Consider the following 20,833-nt stretch of genomic DNA (forward strand, 5'->3'; position numbering starts at 1 on the left):
AATTTTCCGATATTTCATTGTTATTTAAAATGTCAACTGTAAACCAGCAAAGAATTCACGGTTAGCCCAATAGGTATCTCCAGAGTAGTAATAGGCTCCGTCTACACCACGATTCAAAGTTGAACCATTGTTAGGTACCTGCGGGTCAAACATGGAATATCCTGTAATAGTGAACGGATTCTTTACACCTAAATACAAACGTAAAGATTCAATGTGAGCTTTCGAAATCAATGCTTTGTCAAAAGTATAGCCCAGTGTAATACGGTTACAACGGAAGTAAGAACCATTTTCAATAAAATAGTCGGATGCCATTGTGTGATTACCATTCGGGTCATTCAGTACGGCACGAGGAACATCGGTATTCACATTGGCCGGCAATGTAATAGTTTCACCACCTGCAGTTGTAAAGGTCACATCTTTCGCACGGAAACGATTGTTCATATCTGCCATCTGATTCTTTGCAGCATAACCACCCATCAACTCTGTTTTCCAGTTATTATAAATTTGGTTTCCAAAGTCACCTTGCCACAACATTGAAAAATCAAATCCTTTATATTCTGCCGTAATATTCAAACCAAAAGAGCAATTCGGTAAAGAAGAACCGATAAATGTCTTATCGTCATCTGTAATTTGTCCGTCACCATTCAAGTCCACGTATTTCAAGTCTCCGGCTGCAGCAGAAGGCTGAAGACGTTCTCCCTTGCTATTTACATAATTAGCGGCCTCTTCATCTGTACGGAACAAACCATCTGTCTTATATCCCCAGAATTGAGCTACTGGCTGTCCAACTACCGTCATCGTCACATTACCTGTACTACAAGCACCACCGGCAAGTGAAGCATTATCACCCAAACTTGTTACTTCATTCCGATAAAGAGAGAAATTAGGAGAAATAGTCAATTTCACATCCCCAATCTGTTCACGATAAGTAGCTGAAAGTTCGATACCCCAGTTCTTCATGCTACCCACATTAGAATACATGGTATTGATATTACCTGTTGATTTAGGCAACTGTACGGCAAGCAACATATCGGTTGTCTTACGATTATAATAATCGAACACCAAGCTGAATTTATTATTAAACATATCAAGGTCGAAACCTACGCCTGCATCTCTGGTTGTTTCCCATGACAAATCAGGATTAGCAAAATTTTCAATCAATGGAGCTGGTGCGTTAGAAGTAGTTCCCTCAGGATTAATCTGGTTAGGACCAAAGGTATAATATCTGTTGTCGGTTACCACTACTGACTGATAATCATACCGTCCAACCGCATTGGCACTACCAATCCAACCCAATGTGGCACGAAGTTTCAAGTTGTTCAACCAACTGGAAGTGGCCTCTTTCATCCAAGATTCTTCGCTTACTCTCCAACCAACAGAGAATGATGGGAAATATCCCCAACGATTGCCTTTTTTAAACTTAGAAGATTCATCTGCACGGAAATTGGCAGTAATCATATATTTGCTGTTGTATGAATACATCACTCTGGCCAGATAAGAAAAATAAGCTTCGTTATACTGTGAACTCGTGATGTTCTGACTGTCTGGGAAACGACTTTCCGGACCGAAATCTGCATATTCATTGCTACGACCAGAAATACCAGTAGACCATCCGTCAAATTTTTCTGAAACCACGCCGACAACTCCAGACAAAGTATGTACATCATTAAAAGTCTTATCGAAAGTCAACAAGTTTTCAATAATCTCATGTCCGCTTCCTCCTTTTGTCGTAGTTTGTGAATTATATGCCTGTTTTCCATTGGCTGTTCCAAGATCATGTTCCGGAATGAGAGTGGCATCATTGTTTCTGGCAAATGAATAGGTATAAGTCAAACGGTATTTCAACCAGTCAAAAATCTTTATTTCTCCAAAAATACTTCCCAATGCACTGATGGAACGATTGCGAAGCTTTTCATTTCTTAAGAACCAGATCTGGTTGACCAAGTCATTTCCGTCACGTCCATTGTTACCAGTCAAGAAGAAACTACCATCTTCATTATATACTGGCAGGTTGGAAGGAGTCTGCAAAGTATTCATCAAAGAGGCACCCGTAAAGCCATTTGTTCTGCTATAATTGGCAAAGATACGACCACCGTAAGTAAAACGACCCACAGTACCTTGTACATTGGCATAGATGTTATCCACTTTCACATCTTCTGTATGCATCTTATCATCATTGTCTGCATGTGTGGCACCAATACGATAGCTGGCATATTTACTACCTCCACTTACTGACAAGTCATATTTCTGATAGTTTGTATTGCTAAAATATTCATCCCACCAGTCTGTGCTACCAAGCGGGTTACTTGGATTTGCCACACCTGTCGGAACTGTTTTATTCCATGTGCCATTGGCAATTGCATTCGCATCGGAGGAATTATAATAAAGTTCATTTACATAAACGGCATAGTCATAAGGATTCAACATGTCTACCTTACTTGTATTTGAACCAAAACCGGCATATGCATTAAAACTTACTTTCGGTTTTCCTTCAGCTCCCTTTTTCGTAGTGACCACAATTACACCATTTGCACCACGCACACCGTAGATAGCACACGAAGCTGCATCCTTCAACACCTGAATAGACTCAATTTCATTATCATTCGGAATATTACCAGAAGCGTCAATGATACCATCTACTACCCACAACGGGTCTGTACTACCTGTAATAGAAGAAGTACCACGAATACGAATCTTACCACCTGATACATTCACACCTGCCGTACTTCCCTGCAAGGCATCTGTAATTCCACCCGGAGACTTCAAAACTTCCTTTGGGCTTAAAGTGGCAATTGCTGAAGTCAAATCTTCTTTTTTCTGAGTACCATATCCTACTACTACGACATCATCCAGTAATTGCGTGTCTTCTTTCAACGTAACAGTCAGGTCTGTTCTGCCAGCAACCGAAATTTCCTGACTTTTATATCCTACAAAAGATACCACAATCACTGAATTAGAAGGTACATTCAATGTAAATCCCCCTTCAAAATCTGTAATTGTACCATTAGTCGTACCTTTCTGAAGCACACTCGCTCCAATAACCGACTCCCCAGTTCCATCTTTAACGACTCCTTTTACGGTAATATTTTGGGACAAAGCCCATAAAGGAATCATACAAAACAATATGAATAGCCATGTCAGGCGTAAATTAAAAGAGTTTTTCATTATAGTTGTATGTTTAAAAGTTAATAAATTTCTTTCTTACTTACCAAGTAATAATTCTTCCATTATTATTACTTCATCCTCCATTATACCTTGTTGTGTTCATACGCATTTCATTTAAGATTACACATTTACAAATCATTTAACATGTCACAAATGTAATTCTTAATAAATGAAAGAAATTATACCATATTACAAACACGCATATTATATGTTACATCCTACTCACACGTGTAACATTTTCTTTATGCCATGATACATTTAGGCTATAAAACATAAAAAAGGCCTTTTCAAGGCCATAAAAAACGCCTTTGCGTTTCATCTGAAACACAAGGACGTTTGAACCAAAACGCAAGGACGTTTTACTTGAAACGCAAGTGCGTTTAAAACAAAACGCAAGTACATTTGATGCCAAACGTACTTGCGTTTTTTCACGAGACATTTCAGGTCCCTAAAAGTCCTCCAAAATCCTCAAAATCCCGGAAGGTATTCTTTCAATGCCTCCACATATTCCGCCATGGCTTCCCTGCCTTTCGAAGTCATCCGGCAAACGGTACGAGGCTTTTTGCCCACAAAGCTTTTCTCTACTTCGATGTAACCGGCCTCACTCAGTTTGTCGAGCTGCACACTGAGGTTGCCGGCTGTGGCCTGGGTCTGCTCTTTCAGATATACGAACTCAGCCTCTTCCACCGACAAAAGAATCGACATCACCGCCAGCCGCAACTGGGAATGGAGCAACGGATTTAATTCCTTCAACATACCTGACGCGCTTTACGGTTCAGATAATGGCCGGGCAAAACCATCATCACCAAAAACGACAATCCGAAATACAGATTCCAGTCGACCGTAGAAGACTGGTGGATGGTATAGGCCATCAGCATATAGATGGCAAAACAGAAAGCCACCAGCGGACACCACGTCACCAAGCGGCTGCGGATAACCACCCCGGTGATGGAAACCCCAATGCCGCAATAAAGCAGGGACAGAGGAAACATCAATGAAAAATCCACTCTTCCATAACAAAAAGTCAGCAAACACATGATAAGTACCGTCAGCACAAACAGACTGCCTATCACTTTCCAAACCTGCATAATGGCACGGTCAGTATAAGTAATCACCTCAGCCACCTGCCGACGCTGCTCCCAAAGCATGAAGCCCCAGAACAAAAACATAGTGAACCAACCAAAGTTCCAGCGAGCATCCCCCGTGTAGTACACCAACAAGAACAACAAGACCGAAAGGGCGGTGGTGAAATAGCCCCAGTAAAGAAACTGGTTGCCACTGCCCACTTCCAAATTTTTCCGTGTGGAATGAATCATTTGCGAAATCAGTTCCAAACTTTCCCGTTCTGACAATTTCTTTTCTTCCATAAGGCACTCATTTTAGAGGTTTCAAACTAAATATAGTTTATTTTATAAACCATAAACTGATAAATAAAAGCAAGGAGGCGCGCTTCTCTTTTGCTTTCACCACAAAGATAAATAAGTTTATTTTATAAACCAAATAAATCAAGAAGAAAAATAGATAAAAAAAGCCGCTCCAATCTTCCCGACTGAAACGGCCTTCAGGTAGATTATAAAGGTATAGTCTTATTTCTTCGAATCATTCGCATTCGTCAACAACTTGCCCTCATATTCTCCGGTCAAGGTCTTCAAGAATGCGACAATCTGTTTCACTTCCTGCTGTGACAGGTTCACACCGACTTCATACTTAGCCATAGCTACCACCGCATCTTCCAGTGTAGCCTGAGTAGCATCATGGAAATAAGGCGCAGTCATAGCTATGTTACGCAAACCGGGCACTTTAAAGCGGTGACGGTCTCTTTCGTTCTTGGTTTCCTTGTAACGGCCGTTATCTTCTACGGTCAGTTCCGTACCACGGTCAGCAAAGTAGTCAGCTTTGATTCCCATCAGTTCATACGACTGTCCACCCATGTTTTCACCGACATGGCAAGTAGCGCAGTTGTATTTCTTGAACAAATCGTATCCAGACACTTCTTCTGCATTCATGGCTGTCTTATCCCCTTTCAGATACTTGTCGAAACGAGAATTCGGAGTCAGCAAGGTTCTTTCAAACTCCTGAATGGCATTCGTAATGTTGGCCTCGTTAATACCGTCAGGATATACTTCCGTAAATGCCTTGCTGAATGCGGCGTCTGCTTTCAGCTTATCACAGATTTCATCGAACGACTTGCAAGCCATTTCTACCGGATTCAAAGGAGGTCCGGCTGCCTGGTCGGCCAACGTAGCCGCACGTCCGTCCCAGAACTGCACAAAGTTATACAATGCATTGTAAACTGTCGGAGCATTTACCCCTCCGTGCTGTCCACCGACACCTTCTGAGAAAGCTTTGTTGTCCACACCACCGGTATTCAATCCGTGGCAAGAAGAACAAGACACGGTGTTATCGGCCGACAGACGTACGTCATGGAACAACATCTTACCCAATATCACCTTACGCATATCCACCGGCACGGAATCCTGTACCGGACGAACAGCCTCGTTCGCCCACTGCTTATCGGCCAACAGATTCGGATAGGAAGCCGCACGTTGAGATTTCACCCAAGCAAGTGCCATCTGTGTCTCCGTATCGGTCAGCGAAGAACCCCAGTGAACAAGGTAATACTTGGCCAACGGCATCGTACCATCGGCAATCACTTTTTCCACCTTGGCCAGATCCACTTCATTGATTTTTTCGCCCTTTTTCAATGCCTCTACCATCGGAATCATGTCAAAAGAACGATAGCCCAAGCGGACATCTTCTTTCACCAGTTTGCCTGCTATCGGGAAGCCCGCATAGAAAGGCAACTTCGGATTGGCTGAATGGCAAGCCATACAGCCACTACTTTCAATGATTTCTTCCATTTGCGCATTACTTTCTAGGCTGGCTGAAGGTGCTCTATTCACCAACCGGTACACTACGCATAGTACGATGACTACCACCAGTACGGAAAGAATAATCTTCGAACTTTTTTTCATAAAAGAATGAATTTAAAAATTAAACAACCAGTATATATTATAAATAAGACTATGAACGAGAATACAAGTGCACACTTTGCCGGGCCGCCGGAAGGTAATTCACCCCGTACCAGCACATCTGGAGCGAGAGGAAAGACACAATCAGTATCCAGTAAAGCGTACGGGCAGAAGCACTTCTGAACAAACGCAGGTGTACATACAGCAGGTAACCGGTCCAAGTCACTGCCGCCCAGGTTTCTTTCGGGTCCCAGCTCCAGTAATGCCCCCAAGCCGCCTTTGCCCAAATGGCTCCGGTAAGCATCCCCACCGTCAGAAAGGCCAGTCCGGTATACACCAGCTTATCGGCAGCTTCCAAATAATTGGACCGATGCTTGAAAAGTCCCATACACGACAGGATAAAGGCGCATCCCAGCACAGAATAAGAAAACATATAGATGGTGACATGGGGAATAAACCACGGACTCTGCAAGGCAGGCATGAGCGACTGGTCATGAATCTCCGGTTTCAGGATATTGACAAGGGCAAAGACCGCCCCCACCACCGTAGAAAAGCACAAAATCCAAGGATATTTCCAACGGATATACGTCAACAGGCCGGAGACGCCCATAAAAAAGGAATACCATAACCGAGTTTCTCCCATGGTGCGCAAAGGAGGACGCTGCAAAGAAATCCAAAATCCGGCAATAAACACCGCAAACACCGCGATGCCCAACGAGGTCAGCAGAATGGCCCAGCGACTCCGTTCTCTCGAGAACAAAGCAAATGCCGCGCCACTTGCCCACAAAACAATCGCCGACAGGGCAAACCATTCAAAATTATTCCACGTAATCATTTAAGCAAAACATTAGTTTTTTAAGTCTAGTCATCTGAAATTCTTAGTATGAAGCTCTTCGTTGCCTGTTCGGCCCAGCCAAGAACAACAGGCAACTCCCGCATAACATCATTACAATGCCCAGCCACATAAGATATTTCAAAGGCTCACGCACAATTTGAACCACACAATACTGCGGTTCGGGTGACCGTACATCGTAGGAAGTCAGATAATAATCGTCCATCCAATTGGCCGCATAAGGATGATTCACTTCCAAATGAGCCTGTTTCCCATCTATCGTGACCTCGGCAAAGAAATGACGAGGAGCTCCATTAGGATAATGCTCTACCGTAAAATCTGTCAATTGCAATTTTTGAGGCAGATAAACCTTAGCCCCCTGCTCTGTAAAGGCTTCATTGGTAGGCGAAGTCCGGAATACGGGAATACGCAAGGTCTGTTCTTCGGCACTGCCAATGAATCCAGCGAAAAGAGCCAGCCACAATCCCGCATGATTGAGCACGAAACGCCACCGGTTCCGCCCCGGAAGGAAGCATCTCCTCAGGGTAATCATCCCTAAATGGGTAAGCAATACAAACAGACTCGTCACAAAAATCCAGGAAGAAGTAAAATGATAGCATCCCAAACGGGAAAAGACACCTGATTTTTCCGCTATTTCCTGTGCGGACAGTTGAGGAAACAGTCCCACAACCAGACAACCGGCCAGAAACCACCCGAGTGTCCAGTAGGTACACTGCGGGGAAAGCCATAGTCTGACAGCTTCGGAAGAACGCTTTTCTTTATAGGCGTACCACATCCCTCCTATCCAAAGCAAGGCTAAAAGGACATCCAGCGGAAAGGAAAAGAACGTAAACGGGAAATTGCCAAACACACATTGAGCCGCCACCGAAAGCAATAATAATAAAATGAATAGCAAGTTAGTCTTTAAGTTCATACATCCATGATTTATGAAACTGGTGCAAAGATAAGAACTTAATTGAACTTTACAACAAAATTGTAAAGAGAACAAACCTATTCCCTCTTAAAACAAGGAAACAGGTTTGCCAGTTTCTTATTTTTCCCGACGCATCCGGTGTCCGTATACCACAATGACCAGAAAACAAATCAACGGAAGTACAAACGACACATTCACCGCCGGCATTCCTAACAAAGTCTTACAGTCTATCAAAGAAGCTTGCAAAGGAGGCAACACCGATCCTCCCAAAATGGCCATAATCAATCCGGCGGCCCCGAACTTTGCATCATCGCCCATGCCTTTCAAGGCAATGCCGTAGATAGTGGGAAACATCAGTGACATGCAGGCAGAAACTCCCACCAGGCAATACATGCCATAGATATTCTGCAAGAAAATCACTCCTAAAATACACAAGGAAGCTCCGATGGCAAGCACCTTCAGCAATTTGCCCGGATTGACATATTTCAGCATCAAGGTACAGGCAAAACGACTGATACAGAAAATCACCATGGCGACAATGTTGTATTTCTGTGACAAAACCTCAGCCGCCTGTTCTTCCATGCCTTGCGACATGAACAGATGCGTACCATACTGAATAATGAAAGTCCAGCACATAATCTGCGCTCCTACATAGAAGAACTGGGCTACCACTCCATAGCGGTAACGTTTGACGGCGTACAGACGCTTCAAGGTAGGCACAAAATCAATGCCATGAGACTGGTCGGCATTCTTGGGCATACGGGTCAGGCGAATGACAAGCAGCATAATCAGAATCACGATTCCAATGGACAAATAAGGAGTGATGAGGATGGTCAGGTCTGAATCACGGATCGCTTCAAATTCGGCCTGACTCAGCTGGGCCCGTTCGGCAGTGTCCAGCGGATGAAGCTGGTTCTGGATAAAGTTCATGGCCACAAACATTCCCATCAAAGAGCCTATGGGATTGAAGGCCTGTGCCAGATTCAAGCGACGGGTAGCGGTTTCTTCCGTTCCCATCGACAGAATATAAGGATTACAACTGGTTTCCAAGAAAGACAGTCCGCACGTCATGATGAAATAGGCCAGCAAAAAAGGATAATAGTTACCGGTCAGTTTGGCCGGGAAAAAAGACAAGGCCCCCAAGGCATACAGCCCCAGCCCCAGCATGACTCCCGCCTTGTAGGAATACTTGCGGATAAACATCGCCGCCGGGAAAGCCATGGCAAAATATCCGCCGTAGAAAGCGACTTGCACCAAGGTGCCATCAGTCACACTCATCCTGAATATCTTGGAAAAAGCCTTGACCATGGGATTGGTTATGTCATTGGCAAAGCCCCACAAGGCAAAACAAAAAGTAATTAGAATGAAGGGAATCAGGAAATTTACCCCATCTTTCTTTAATATAGATTGGTTATTCGATGTATTACTCATGGTATCAGATTTTAATAAGGTCAGCAAGTGTCTTGGTCACTTGATTTGTTGCATGATATTGCCGATGGCAGTAGCTTCCACCGGCCCTTCTTCTACAGGTATGCCGATGGCCTCTTCCGTCAACCGGTTCAGGTATTTGTTCTGACTTCCTCCACCTATGACATACAGTTTTGTGACCGGCTCCGGCAAAAGCTTGTTCAAGGCTTCCACCCCCACCTTATAGCGCAAAGCCAGCGAACGAAGCACACATTTCACAAATTCTCCCTGGGTGACAGGGGGCGTCTGACCCTGAGCCACACAATAAGTAGTAATGGCATCTACCATACTCACCGGGCACTGGAAAGTTGCTGCATCCACATCAATCAACGCCTCCGTTTCCGCACTTTCCGCAGCCGGCAACAAGGTAGAATAGGCCACATCTTTCCCTTCATCCTTCCACTCCTGCATCAGCTTCTGAAGTATCCACAGCCCGGTGATATTCTGCAAGAAACAAATCTGTCCGTCTCTTCCACCCTCATTGGTGAATCCTGCCAAGCGGGCTGCTTCCGTCAGAATCGGTTCGTTGTTCATGACTCCCAGCAAAGACCAGGTACCCGAACTCAGGAATGCCACTTTCTTTCCATCCACAGACGAAGGAACCACACTGGCTGCACTAGCCGTGTCGTGTGAAGCCACCGCTATTACCTCCACCTCATAATCTATTCCTATCTGTTCCTTGATTTCCTGTTTCAGAAAGCCCCGTGACGTGCCTGGCATAACCACTTCACCGAAAAGATGCTCCGGAAGCCCCAGTTCACGAATCAGTCTGAAATTCCACGTACGTGCCTTGGCGTCCAGCAGTTCCGAGGTAGAGGCGATGCTATATTCATTGTTGGCCACCCCGGTGAGATAATAGCTGAACAAGTCGGGCATAAACAACAACTTATCGGCCACCTTCAGCTGAACATTATCTTCCTTCTGCAGGGCATACAACTGGAATAAGGTATTGATAGCCATTACCTGCGTACCCGATTCCGCATAATGTGCCGCCACATCCACCTTCGCAAAGAACTCCTCGGGCATACCGTCTGTACGATTGTCACGGTAGCAGACCGGATTCCCTAACAGATTTCCCTGCCGGTCTATCAATCCGAAATCCACTCCCCAGGTATCTATACCGATACTCTTCAGGACATATCCTTTCTCCACCGCCCTGCGGATGCCCGTCTTCATCTCCTCAAACAAGGAAAGGAAATCCCAGTAAATATGACCTCCCATCCGCACCTGACGATTGGGAAAACGATGCACCGTATCCAGCTGGAGTTCCTCACCGGAAAGGTAGCCGGCGATTACTCTGCCGCTACCTCCTCCGAAATCAATCGCTAAATATGCTTCTTTCATTTGGTCTTCTTTCCTAAAATATAGGTATCAAGGTCATCAATCTCTTCCGGTGTCAACGTCTTGTACTTTCCCCCGGAAAGCACGATGATACGACATGCCATTTCAAAGAACATCGCTCTCTCAAAAGCCTGATCAAAGTCTTTTCCGCAGACCACTTGTCCATGTTTCTGCAACAACACCGAATTATGCGACTTCATGGCTGCAATCACCGCCTCAGCCAGTTCCTTGGAACCCGGACGGAAATACGGGATGACCGGAATCTCTGCTCCCACATGGCAAGGCACTTCTGCTGTCACATTAAAATCTTTGGGGGTATTTTCCATACACGACACCACCGTGGCATAGGGAGACTGGAAATGAAGTACCACATTTACCTCCGGACGTTCTCTCAACACTCCCAAATGGAACACACTTTCCATGGAAGGTTTCACGCCATTCATTACCTCTCCTGTATCCAAACGGCACACAGCCACTCTATCCTTTGTCAAGGACGGAACCCACGAGCCAGTGCCAGACACCAGCACTTCTTCGCCTACACGCCATGAAAGGTTACCACTGCTGCACACCGTCAATCCGGCATCACCTACCCGATGCGCCTGTTTCAAAAACTCTTCAATATGTTCGTTTGTAATCATAATTTTCTCAAGAATGGAAATAAAGCCGGAACCAACGGGCTCTCCCATCCGTTCCGGCAAGGTTATTAATATGAGTTATTTATAAATAGGACCGTAATTCTGGCAAGCCCGGTAATCGGCTCCTTCCTTATCCATACCGAACGCATTCCATGCTGCCGGACGGAAAATCTTGTCGTCTTCCACATTATGCATGCAGACCGGAATACGCAAGATAGAAGCCAGCGTAATCAAATCCTGACCAATGTGTCCGTAGCTGATGGCTCCATGATTGGCGCCCCAGTTATTCATGACTGAATAAACATCCTTGAAGGCCGGTTTGTCGCACAAGCGAGGTACAAACCAAGTGGTCGGCCATGTACGGTCAGTACGTTCATCCAGCAGTTTGTGGATTTCCGGATCGATTTCCACCGTCCATCCTTCAGCGATCTGAAGCACCGGACCCAGTCCTTTTACCAGGTTCAACCGGCTCATGGTAACAGGCATACCTCCCTTTGACAAGAAGTTGGAAGAGAAACCACCTCCACGGAAATAATCTCTGTTGGCCGGATACCAGGTAGTAGCTTCCAAGCATCTCTCCACTTCGCCTTCCGTGATTTCCCAGGACGGTTTCATCGCCGGATGGCCATCGGCATCGGTCTGCTGTCCTGTACCATCCAAGGTGGTCGCTCCGGAATTAATCAAATGGATGATACCATTCTTTGCCAATCCGGTCAGTTCCTTGCCTGTAACCCGTTTCACGGCTTCCGGGCTCCAATAAGTACGCACGTCAGAGAAAATCTGTGCACGATTAGTCAACAAATGGCCGAAAAGCATGGCTACTCCGTTGCAGGCATCATTTTCAGTCGCTACTACGTAGGCCTCACGGATACCGTTCCAGTCAAAGGAGGTATTCAACAAAGCTTCCGAGAAATCCCCGTTCGGATAGAAATCGGTCCACTGACGCTGTCCCTGGAAACCAGCTGCAATGGCATTGTGTCCCAATGCCTCTTCCTTGAATCCCATTTCTCTCAACTTCGGATTACCGGTCATCAAATCACGCATAATGAGGGTCATCTTCACGATAAATTCCCAGTCGGCATCCTTCTCTGCACGTGTCTTGACCTTGGCTTCCACATTAAAGTCTTTCCCTTCATTCTTCTTACAATATTTCTCGGTCCATGCCATCGCCTTGGCATATTCTTCCTTATCGTAAATTCCTTCGGTCATACGACGGATAATCTCGGTCAAATCGACCGACTCACAACGCATGCCCAAGTATTCCTGGAAGAAATCCGGATTGACAATTGAACCGGCAATACCCATGGACACACTACCCATAGAAAGATAAGATTTGCCTCTCATGGTTGCTACTGCCTGAGCCGCACGGGCAAAGCGCAAAATCTTTTCCGCCACATCGGCCGGAATGGTATTGTCATCCAAATCCTGTACGTCATGCCCGTAAATACCGAATGCCGGCAGTCCTTTCTGTGCATGCCCGGCCAACACCGCAGCCAAGTATACTGCTCCCGGTCTTTCCGTACCGTTGAAGCCCCACACAGCCTTCGGATAGTAAGGATTCATATCCATCGTTTCAGCCCCATAACACCAGCAGGAAGTCACTGTAATGGTAGCACCTACGCCTTCTCGTTCAAACTTCTCGGCACAAGCTGCACTCTCAGCCACACGGCCGATGGTAGAATCGGCAATCACGCATTCCACCGGACTTCCATCACCGTTTTTCAAATTGGAAGATATCAGTTCGGCTACAGCTTTCGCCAGATTCATTGTTTTTTCTTCAAGGCTTTCACGAACGCCACCCTGACGTCCGTCAATTGTGGGACGAATCCCAATTTTGGGGTACTTTTTCATTGTTTAGATTCTTTACAAAGTTAAACTTCTATTTATATCTGTCTCTTTCAATTATCCATACTGAACTGTGCTGAAACAGCCGTACAAAAAAGACACTCTGTTCCTTCTCCATTTTAATTTAAACAGAGTGCCGAAGATGCACTTCCGTAGGAAGAAACTCCTGCACCGGCTCACCTGTCAAAATAAAACGGGCAGCCTTCCGCCCCATTTCTTCCCAGTCAATACTAAGCGCCGTAATTCCGTCATCGATTACCTCATAGGCGGGCGTGTCGTTATAGGCAATCAATCCAAAATCGGTGCCACATTTCAACCCTTCCTTCCTGCTCCGCTTGATGACGTTTACCACATCTGTCTGCCGGATGACGATATACACCACACCTTTTTCTATCTGCTGAATCTCTTCGTAGCTCACTACCTCTGCCACCATATGGTTGTCACGGCAATAGGCTTCAAAACTCCACACGGAAGTCTGAGGATGCTTAGACTCCTGAGGCAACTGAAATACCATCTTGCGATAACGCTTCAAGCGTTCCGTCAATTCAGACAAAGCCTTATAAAATGCCTCATCAAAATCCTGGCAGATGTAAGAACGGTTTCCTTTCTCGAACTTGCCAAAATCGAGCAACAGAAGCCGCGAAGACGGGATTTTGTCAAACAAGGGAGAAAATGTCTCGTTGTCAAAATTCATGACGACATAATAGTTGTATCTGCCAATGGCTTCCTGCAAAATGGTATTGAATATATGTTCATTATACTGATGAAACCAGAGATCTACCTTGTAGGAAACAGAAAGTTTCTTGATAAAACTATTATATAAGGTATTCTTAAAAGGAGAATACTCATCCAATAGCAGAAAGATTTTCTCTTGCCGGTTAATGACATAATACCCTTTACCCGGAGTGGAATCAATCAACCGCCGCTCACGCAAAGCCGCAAAGGCCTTGAAAACGGTGTCACGCGATACATGATAAGTTCTGCTCAACGCATTGATAGAGGGCAGACTGGTATCCGTACGATATTTCCCTATCAGAATATCTTGCTCAATCATATCTGATAGTTGTTTTACCTTCGTAGACTGCTGTCCGAATTTCACATTCTTTTCCATATCAATGCATTATCTGTGCTGAACCATGCTGATACAAAGGAAAAGATTTTATACGAAACCACAAAAGAATACCTTATGTTAAAAAACAGATTAAGGAAAATTACAAAGCACAAAAAAATGGTTTCAAGAAAATTTCTTGAAACCATCCTTCGTACACCCTCAGGGATTCGAACCCTGGACCCACTGATTAAGAGTCAGTTGCTCTACCAACTGAGCTAAGAGTGCATCTTGTTGTTTGGAGGTTCCTGGCGGATTCGAACCGCCGTGCACGGTTTTGCAGACCGCTGACTAAGCCACTCATCCAAGGAACCGAATATGCTCTCTTTTTGGCTAATTTGCGAGGTTCCTGGCGGATTCGAACCGCCGTGCACGGTTTTGCAGACCGCTGACTAAGCCACTCATCCAAGGAACCAAAATGTTCGCTGCACTTGTTTTTCTCAAATGCGTTGCAAAGGTACAACTATTTTTCAAACTTACAATACCTGAAGAAAGGAATTTGTATTTTTCTTTACAAAAAGCACCCCGACCCTCTCTTTCACCTTAATGATAATAGGCAGAAACTTTGTGTTCTCACAAAAAACTTTTTTCTTTGCAGACAATTAACTATAAAACATGCAACCATGAAAGGTATTGTTCTTGCAGGAGGATCGGGCACCCGACTCTATCCTATCACCAAAGGAGTTTCCAAACAACTCCTTCCTATTTTCGACAAACCCATGATTTATTATCCGATATCGGTCCTGATGCTGGCGGGAATCCGCGACATTCTGATTATCTCTACCCCCTACGACCTTCCAAGCTTTCGCCGGTTGCTGGGCGATGGAAGCGATTTCGGAGTACACTTTGAATATGCCGAACAGCCTTCACCCGACGGACTCGCACAGGCATTTCTGATTGGAGAAGAATTTATCGGAAAAGAGGCGGTCTGCCTGGTCTTGGGCGATAATATTTTCCATGGAAACAGTTTCACGGTCATGCTGAAAGAGGCTGTTCGTACGGCCGAACAAGACGGAAAAGCCACCGTCTTCGGCTATTGGGTCAGTGACCCGGAACGCTATGGAGTGGCGGAGTTCGACAAGGAGGGCAATTGCCTCTCCATTGAGGAAAAGCCTCAGCACCCCAAATCCAACTATGCGGTGACAGGCCTCTATTTCTATCCGAACAAGGTGGTGGAAGTGGCCAAACAAATCAAACCTTCCGCCCGTGGGGAGCTGGAAATCACTTCGGTCAACCAACGTTTCCTGTCCGACGGCCAACTGAAGGTACAAACCCTTGGAAGAGGATTCGCCTGGCTGGATACCGGCACGCACGACTCGCTGGCAGAAGCTTCCACCTATATCGAAGTCATTGAAAAACGTCAGGGACTGAAAGTGGCCTGCCTGGAAGGCATCGCCCTGCGCCAGGGATGGATTACTCCCGAAAAGATGCGTGAACTAGCTCAGCCCATGCTGAAGAACCAATACGGGCAATACTTGCTGAAAGTTATTGACGAACTGCAAAGGAACAACCGATAAATGATATTAATCATTCACACATGGAAATAATACATACGGCAATCGACGGGGTAGTCATCATCGAACCCCGTCTGTTTAAAGATGAGAGAGGATATTTTTTTGAATCTTTTTCACAAAGAGATTTCGACAAGCAAGTACGCACCATCCATTTCGTACAAGACAACGAGAGTAAATCCAGTTACGGGGTATTACGCGGACTGCATTTTCAGAAACCGCCGTTTGCACAAAGCAAGCTGGTACGCGTCATCAAGGGTTCTGTACTGGATGTAGCAGTAGACATACGCAAAGGTTCTCCCACTTTCGGACAACATGTGGCGGTAGAATTGACAGAGGACAATCACCGGCAGTTTTTCATTCCCCGCGGCTTTGCCCACGGATTTAGCGTACTGAGCGACGAAGTCATCTTCCAATACAAGTGCGACAATTTCTATGCCCCCCAAAGTGAAGGAGCCATTGCCTGGAATGACCCGGCTTTGAAAATTGACTGGAAGATACCCGCCGACAAAGTCATTCTCTCGGAGAAAGACAAGCACCATCCGTTGCTCGCCGAAGCCGACGGATTGTTCAACTATCACGAAGACCTTTACAAAGAATAAGACACAAAAATCCCCGGAAAGCCCAAGCCATCCGGGGATTTTTTTATCAATTATTTTCCTGAGCACTTTTCTTCATGCGCAATTCATACAAATCATTCCGGCGGTCACGCAGGTTACGCACACTACCGTAGGTATGAAGTTCATTCAGCAAATCCAAATCGACATCGGAAACCAGAATCATTTCGGTATTCGGAGTAGCTTCCGCACGTTTTCCATCGGTCGGGAAAGCAAAGTCGCACGGCGTAAAGACGCCTGACTGTGCATACTGGATATCCATGTTGTGTACACGAGGCAGGTTGCCCACACTACCGGCAATTACCACGAAACATTCATTTTCAATGGCACGTGCCTGTGCACAGACCCGCACACGTGAATAACCGTTCTGTGTATCGGTCAGGAACGGCACAAACAGAATCTGCATGCCCTGATCGGCCATCAATCGGGAAAGTTCCGGGAATTCCACATCGTAGCAAATCAGCACACCGATTTTGGCACAGTCAGTATCAAATGTCTGTACTTTCTTACCGCCGCTCAATCCCCAGCTCTTCACTTCATCAGGAGTTACGTGAATCTTCTCATACATTTCGTAAGTTCCGTCACGACGGCAAAGGAATCCCACATTGTAGAGTCCGCCATCTTCCTTCACATAAGGCATACTACCTGTGATGATATTGATGTTGTGCTTGATAGCCAGGTTAATGAAACGGTCTCTGATATCTTCCGTATATTGAGCCAAAGCACGGATAGACTGGGCCTCTCCCATATTATTGAATTTGGCCATCAACGGGGCATTGAAATATTCCGGGAACAATACGAAGTCGCTCTTGTATCCGGCCACCGCATCGATGAAGAACTCTACCTGTTCAAACACATCGTCCAGTGTCTGATAGGAACGCATCTGCCACTGTACCAACCCCACTCTGACTGTGGTCTTCTTGTCGATATAAGAATCTGTAGGCGGCTGATAATAGATGTTATCCCACTGAAGCAAGGTAGCGCAATGCTTGGATTCCTCATCGTTCGGCAAATAGTTACGCATTACCCGGCGTACGTGGAAATCATTCGAAAGCTGGAAAGTCAGCACCGGGTCATAGATTTCACGCGAACGGACCTTCTCGATGTATTCCTTCGGACGCATCTGGTCGGCATATTTATAATAGTTCGGAATACGTCCACCGAACATGATGGCTTTCAGGTTCAGCTTTTCACATAATTCCTTGCGGTATTCATACATTCGGCGGGCCAGACGCAGACCCCGGTATTCCGGATGGATAAACACCTCAATACCATAAAGAATATTGCCTTTCGGGTTGTGTGTGCTGAAAGTCTCATCTCCTGTCACCTTCGCATACGTGTGGTCTCCCTTGACCAAATCATAATCCACGATGATGGAAAGTGCGCATCCCACAATCTTGTCATCCACCACGGTGACAATCTGCCCTTCCGGGAAAATACGAATCAATTTTTCTATTTGTGCATGTGTCCAGAACACATCTTTGTCTGCATAAACGCGAGTAAACGACTGGGCCAGCTGTGCATAGTCTTCAATCTGCAAATTTCGAAGCTCTACCTTGTTAATCTTCTTTTGAGTCGGTTCCATAATTTAACTAATTTTGTCCGTTATTTTTCTCGGGCACAAAAGTAATCATTTCCTCAGGTAGAGTGTATCGCTTGTTCAGGATTATTATACTATCTTTGTAACAAAAACCAAGCCTCATGAAAAAAATTAAACTAGGACTTTTACCGCAAATCATCATAGCCATTGCTTTAGGTATTGGTGCAGGTATCGTCTCACCGGCTCTTCCGGTACGTATCTTCGTGACCTTCAACGCGCTTTTCAGCCAGTTTCTGAACTTCATCATTCCTCTGATTATTGTGGGACTGGTCACTCCGGCCATTGCTGATATTGGAAAAGGTGCCGGGAAAATGCTGGTGGCCACCGTGCTCTTAGCCTACGGAGCCACCCTGTTTTCCGGATTTCTCCGTTCGGCGTAGGAGAAACCTTTTTCCCCAGTCTCATCACCCGGAACATACCTTTGTCGGAAATCAGTGAGGCACAAGGAACCACCCCGTTCTTCACCGTAGCCATACCCGAACCGCTCAATGTCATGACGGCCTTGGTGATGGCTTTCACCCTCGGACTCGGACTGGCCCACCTGGATACGACCTACCTGAAAAATGCCTGCAACGATTTCAAGGAAATTATCGTCAAAACCATACAAGCCGTAATCCTGCCCCTGTTGCCGATTTATATCTTCGGAATTTTCTTTAACATGACCCATTCCGGACAGGTATTCCACGTATTAGGCGTATTCATCAAGATTATCGGCATCATTTTCCTGCTGCACATCTTCCTGCTGATTTTCCAATATTGCGTGGCCGGACTGTTTGTACGCAAGAATCCGTTCCGCCTGTTAGCGAGGATGATGCCGGCCTATTTCACCGCACTGGGTACCCAGTCATCGGCGGCCACCATTCCTGTGACCCTGAAACAGACGATACTGAATGGCGTACACGAAGGAATTGCCGGCTTTGTCATTCCGTTGTGTGCCACCATCCACCTTTCGGGAAGTACCATGAAGATTGTGGCTTGTGCCTTGGCCCTGATGATGATGCAAGGTATTCCTTACGACTTCCAGATGTTTGCCGGATTTATCTTTATGTTAGGCATCACCATGGTAGCCGCTCCCGGCGTACCGGGAGGTGCCATCATGGCCTCATTGGGAATCCTGTCGTCCATGTTAGGATTTGATGAGAATGCACAGGCTCTGATGATTGCCCTCTACATCGCCATGGACAGTTTCGGCACAGCCTGCAACGTAACGGGCGACGGAGCCTTGGCTCTTCTTATCGACAAGTGGTTTGGTTCGTCGAAGGCAGATATACCGACCTCTCCCCACAACTGATTGTACTCCATTTTCTCATAGGCAACACGGCGCAAGCCGCAGAATATTTTTGTCAAAGCATCAAAAAAAGTGGCCGAACTTGTCCCTTTTCAGAATTATTTTGCATAAGTTTGCTATCAGCTTAAGCTAACACACACTTATGAAAAAGAATCCTTACAAAGAGGCTCCGGCCAGTTTTTCCATCTGCTTGCATACTGACTGCCCCTGCGCTTCCAATTGCCTGCGCCAGCTGGCCTATCCGGCACTGCTGGAACGGGAGGCATTTCTGCACCTGGCCAATCCTGCTCGATGCACCAAAGATACTTCCTGCCCGTACTACCGCGATGCCACTCCGGTGACCTATATGCGCGGTTTCACTCAAATGAAAAAGCGGATGTATCCCGACCAATATCAAAAATTCATGAATATCCTGGTTGCCTACTTCGGGCGAAATCCTTATTTTGAAAGAAGAAGAGGGGAAAGAAAACTGAATCTCCAAGAACAGGAAATCATCCGCAAGGCCCTGAAACAGGCGGGAGTGACAGACAACCTGGAATTCGACCAGCAAGAAACCGGATTCAACTGGTACGACTTGCCAGTACTTTCCCAAAAGTACTGCAGTACTGCCAAGGAAGTACTGCGGTACTTCTTAGGCAGTACTCACAAAGCATAATAATCTATTTATCAGCTTCATAAAAAGACACAAAAAAGGCCTGCCAGCGTAAAAAACGAGACAGGCCGTTCTTGTATTTATTTCATGCCACGTGCCTTGAAAATCCGCTCCTTGGCATCGTTGATGCGCTGGAGTTTCTCTTCGGCAGCCTTGCGGATGTCTTCTCCCAATGTGGCTACGCGGTCGGGATGGTGTTTCAGTACCAAACTGCGATACGCCTTGCGTACTTCCTCGTCCGTAGCCGTGGGTTCGATTTCCAGCACCTTGTAGGCATCTTCCAGTGAATCGCCTTTCAGGTTCAGCATGGAATCCACTTCCTGTATGGAAAGCTGCATGGACTGAGCCACTTCTTTCAATGCATCTACTTCGGCCTGACACACATCGCCGTCACTCTGGGCAATCTTCACCAAGAAATCGAGCAACTGCAGACGCTGTTCATAAGTCAGGTTGGCCGCAATCTGTGCTCCACATTCCCGGATGGTACGACGAAACGCAGAAGGGTCATTCCGTTCCATCTGCTTGCGCTGTTCAAACAGGTTCAGCAAAATACGTTCGCCCTCGTCCACTGCATTGACACCAAAATTAACCCGCAGGAACTGACGGACGAATTCCATTTCACTGTGCATGATACGACCGTCTGCACGGATGATATACGAAGCCATGACCAGCATGGAAAACAAAAAGCTGTTGCGCTGACCGGCATAGACATCTTCCTGCGTATAAGTTCCAGCAGTTTCCCTCATTTCATTCTGTGCAGTCACACTCTTGTCAAACAAGGAGCCGATGGCAAATCCTGCCAAAGCTCCCAAGGGACCCATGGCCATGAATCCCATGATACCCCCAATCCATTTTCCGTATCCCAT

General features: G+C 45.9%; 16 protein-coding genes, 3 tRNA genes and 1 pseudogene. 4 read left to right on the forward strand and 16 right to left on the reverse strand.

What is annotated here, in order from left to right; translation table 11 throughout:
• Positions 1–24 precede the first annotated feature (24 nt).
• From H6A28_RS03405 to H6A28_RS03470, 14 genes are all read right to left on the reverse strand, one after another.
• The gene (locus tag H6A28_RS03405) at positions 25–3,114 is read right to left on the reverse strand and encodes a SusC/RagA family TonB-linked outer membrane protein (protein ID WP_204478856.1); all 3,090 of its coding nucleotides are present in this window, start codon (positions 3,112–3,114) and stop codon (positions 25–27) included.
• 519 nt (positions 3,115–3,633) lie between these two features.
• Positions 3,634–3,921 carry a winged helix-turn-helix domain-containing protein gene (locus H6A28_RS03410; protein WP_204475857.1) on the reverse strand — a complete coding sequence of 96 codons (288 nt, stop codon included), beginning with the start codon at positions 3,919–3,921 and terminating at the stop codon, positions 3,634–3,636.
• Positions 3,915–4,532 carry a hypothetical protein gene (locus H6A28_RS03415; RefSeq protein WP_204478858.1) on the reverse strand — a complete coding sequence of 206 codons (618 nt, stop codon included), beginning with the start codon at positions 4,530–4,532 and terminating at the stop codon, positions 3,915–3,917. Before H6A28_RS03415 ends, H6A28_RS03410 begins: the two co-directional genes overlap by 7 nt.
• A gap of 219 nt (positions 4,533–4,751) precedes the next feature.
• Positions 4,752–6,140, reverse strand: coding sequence for a cytochrome-c peroxidase (locus H6A28_RS03420; protein ID WP_204478860.1), 1,389 nt, complete (start codon positions 6,138–6,140; stop codon positions 4,752–4,754).
• Between the two features lie 49 nt (positions 6,141–6,189).
• On the reverse strand, positions 6,190–6,972 hold the full coding sequence (locus H6A28_RS03425) for a cytochrome c biogenesis protein (protein WP_204475854.1): 783 nt from the start codon (positions 6,970–6,972) through the stop codon (positions 6,190–6,192).
• Between the two features lie 43 nt (positions 6,973–7,015).
• Positions 7,016–7,903, reverse strand: a complete 888-nt coding sequence (locus H6A28_RS03430) for a cytochrome c biogenesis protein ResB (protein WP_204475853.1) — start codon at positions 7,901–7,903, stop codon at positions 7,016–7,018.
• A 117-nt stretch (positions 7,904–8,020) separates the two neighbouring features.
• The gene (gene fucP, locus H6A28_RS03435; RefSeq protein WP_204475852.1) at positions 8,021–9,334 is read right to left on the reverse strand and encodes an L-fucose:H+ symporter permease; all 1,314 of its coding nucleotides are present in this window, start codon (positions 9,332–9,334) and stop codon (positions 8,021–8,023) included.
• A gap of 36 nt (positions 9,335–9,370) precedes the next feature.
• Positions 9,371–10,714: a rhamnulokinase gene (locus tag H6A28_RS03440; RefSeq protein ID WP_204478861.1), complete on the reverse strand. Its 1,344-nt coding sequence runs from the start codon at positions 10,712–10,714 to the stop codon at positions 9,371–9,373.
• Positions 10,711–11,349, reverse strand: a complete 639-nt coding sequence (locus tag H6A28_RS03445) for a class II aldolase/adducin family protein (RefSeq protein WP_204475850.1) — start codon at positions 11,347–11,349, stop codon at positions 10,711–10,713. Before H6A28_RS03445 ends, H6A28_RS03440 begins: the two co-directional genes overlap by 4 nt.
• A gap of 75 nt (positions 11,350–11,424) precedes the next feature.
• Positions 11,425–13,197, reverse strand: coding sequence for an L-fucose isomerase (gene fucI, locus H6A28_RS03450; RefSeq protein WP_204478863.1), 1,773 nt, complete (start codon positions 13,195–13,197; stop codon positions 11,425–11,427).
• 118 nt (positions 13,198–13,315) lie between these two features.
• Positions 13,316–14,302, reverse strand: coding sequence for a GntR family transcriptional regulator (locus H6A28_RS03455; RefSeq protein ID WP_204478865.1), 987 nt, complete (start codon positions 14,300–14,302; stop codon positions 13,316–13,318).
• 152 nt (positions 14,303–14,454) lie between these two features.
• Positions 14,455–14,527, reverse strand: a tRNA-Lys gene (locus tag H6A28_RS03460).
• A gap of 11 nt (positions 14,528–14,538) precedes the next feature.
• Positions 14,539–14,613, reverse strand: a tRNA-Cys gene (locus H6A28_RS03465).
• Between the two features lie 29 nt (positions 14,614–14,642).
• Positions 14,643–14,714, reverse strand: a tRNA-Cys gene (locus H6A28_RS03470).
• 208 nt (positions 14,715–14,922) lie between these two features.
• On the opposite strand from H6A28_RS03470, the gene rfbA reads away from it, so the two are divergent.
• Positions 14,923–15,816: a glucose-1-phosphate thymidylyltransferase RfbA gene (gene rfbA, locus H6A28_RS03475; protein WP_204475847.1), complete on the forward strand. Its 894-nt coding sequence runs from the start codon at positions 14,923–14,925 to the stop codon at positions 15,814–15,816.
• Positions 15,817–15,836: 20 nt separating this feature from the next.
• On the forward strand, positions 15,837–16,412 hold the full coding sequence (gene rfbC, locus H6A28_RS03480) for a dTDP-4-dehydrorhamnose 3,5-epimerase (RefSeq protein ID WP_204475846.1): 576 nt from the start codon (positions 15,837–15,839) through the stop codon (positions 16,410–16,412).
• Positions 16,413–16,458: 46 nt separating this feature from the next.
• Here the strand turns inward: rfbC and H6A28_RS03485 are convergent, their stop codons facing one another.
• Positions 16,459–18,012, reverse strand: a complete 1,554-nt coding sequence (locus H6A28_RS03485) for a carbon-nitrogen hydrolase family protein (RefSeq protein ID WP_204475845.1) — start codon at positions 18,010–18,012, stop codon at positions 16,459–16,461.
• A 116-nt stretch (positions 18,013–18,128) separates the two neighbouring features.
• On the opposite strand from H6A28_RS03485, the pseudogene H6A28_RS03490 reads away from it, so the two are divergent.
• Positions 18,129–19,318, forward strand: a pseudogene (locus H6A28_RS03490) (dicarboxylate/amino acid:cation symporter).
• 139 nt (positions 19,319–19,457) lie between these two features.
• The gene (locus H6A28_RS03495) at positions 19,458–19,970 is read left to right on the forward strand and encodes a DUF6078 family protein (RefSeq protein WP_239465240.1); all 513 of its coding nucleotides are present in this window, start codon (positions 19,458–19,460) and stop codon (positions 19,968–19,970) included.
• Between the two features lie 77 nt (positions 19,971–20,047).
• On the opposite strand, the gene H6A28_RS03500 is transcribed toward H6A28_RS03495, so the two are convergent.
• Positions 20,048–20,833 carry a TerB family tellurite resistance protein gene (locus H6A28_RS03500; protein WP_204478866.1) on the reverse strand — a complete coding sequence of 262 codons (786 nt, stop codon included), beginning with the start codon at positions 20,831–20,833 and terminating at the stop codon, positions 20,048–20,050.

It is taken from the genome of Bacteroides mediterraneensis, from assembly GCF_016900355.1.
Taxonomy (GTDB): Bacteria; Bacteroidota; Bacteroidia; order Bacteroidales; family Bacteroidaceae; genus Phocaeicola.

What these genes read in the sequence shown, in the direction of transcription:
- H6A28_RS03405 (WP_204478856.1), bottom strand. Translation starts at nt 3,114, where the DNA reads ATGATTCCTTTATGGGCTTTGTCCCAAAATATTACCGTAAAAGGAGTC.
- H6A28_RS03410 (WP_204475857.1), bottom strand. Translation starts at nt 3,921, where the DNA reads ATGTTGAAGGAATTAAATCCGTTGCTCCATTCCCAGTTGCGGCTGGCG.
- H6A28_RS03415 (WP_204478858.1), bottom strand. Translation starts at nt 4,532, where the DNA reads ATGGAAGAAAAGAAATTGTCAGAACGGGAAAGTTTGGAACTGATTTCG.
- H6A28_RS03420 (WP_204478860.1), bottom strand. Translation starts at nt 6,140, where the DNA reads ATGAAAAAAAGTTCGAAGATTATTCTTTCCGTACTGGTGGTAGTCATC.
- H6A28_RS03425 (WP_204475854.1), bottom strand. Translation starts at nt 6,972, where the DNA reads ATGATTACGTGGAATAATTTTGAATGGTTTGCCCTGTCGGCGATTGTT.
- H6A28_RS03430 (WP_204475853.1), bottom strand. Translation starts at nt 7,903, where the DNA reads ATGAACTTAAAGACTAACTTGCTATTCATTTTATTATTATTGCTTTCG.
- fucP (WP_204475852.1), bottom strand. Translation starts at nt 9,334, where the DNA reads ATGAGTAATACATCGAATAACCAATCTATATTAAAGAAAGATGGGGTA.
- H6A28_RS03440 (WP_204478861.1), bottom strand. Translation starts at nt 10,714, where the DNA reads ATGAAAGAAGCATATTTAGCGATTGATTTCGGAGGAGGTAGCGGCAGA.
- H6A28_RS03445 (WP_204475850.1), bottom strand. Translation starts at nt 11,349, where the DNA reads ATGATTACAAACGAACATATTGAAGAGTTTTTGAAACAGGCGCATCGG.
- fucI (WP_204478863.1), bottom strand. Translation starts at nt 13,197, where the DNA reads ATGAAAAAGTACCCCAAAATTGGGATTCGTCCCACAATTGACGGACGT.
- H6A28_RS03455 (WP_204478865.1), bottom strand. Translation starts at nt 14,302, where the DNA reads ATGGAAAAGAATGTGAAATTCGGACAGCAGTCTACGAAGGTAAAACAA.
- rfbA (WP_204475847.1), top strand. Translation starts at nt 14,923, where the DNA reads ATGAAAGGTATTGTTCTTGCAGGAGGATCGGGCACCCGACTCTATCCT.
- rfbC (WP_204475846.1), top strand. Translation starts at nt 15,837, where the DNA reads ATGGAAATAATACATACGGCAATCGACGGGGTAGTCATCATCGAACCC.
- H6A28_RS03485 (WP_204475845.1), bottom strand. Translation starts at nt 18,012, where the DNA reads ATGGAACCGACTCAAAAGAAGATTAACAAGGTAGAGCTTCGAAATTTG.
- H6A28_RS03495 (WP_239465240.1), top strand. Translation starts at nt 19,458, where the DNA reads ATGAAAAAGAATCCTTACAAAGAGGCTCCGGCCAGTTTTTCCATCTGC.
- H6A28_RS03500 (WP_204478866.1), bottom strand. Translation starts at nt 20,833, where the DNA reads ATGGGATACGGAAAATGGATTGGGGGTATCATGGGATTCATGGCCATG.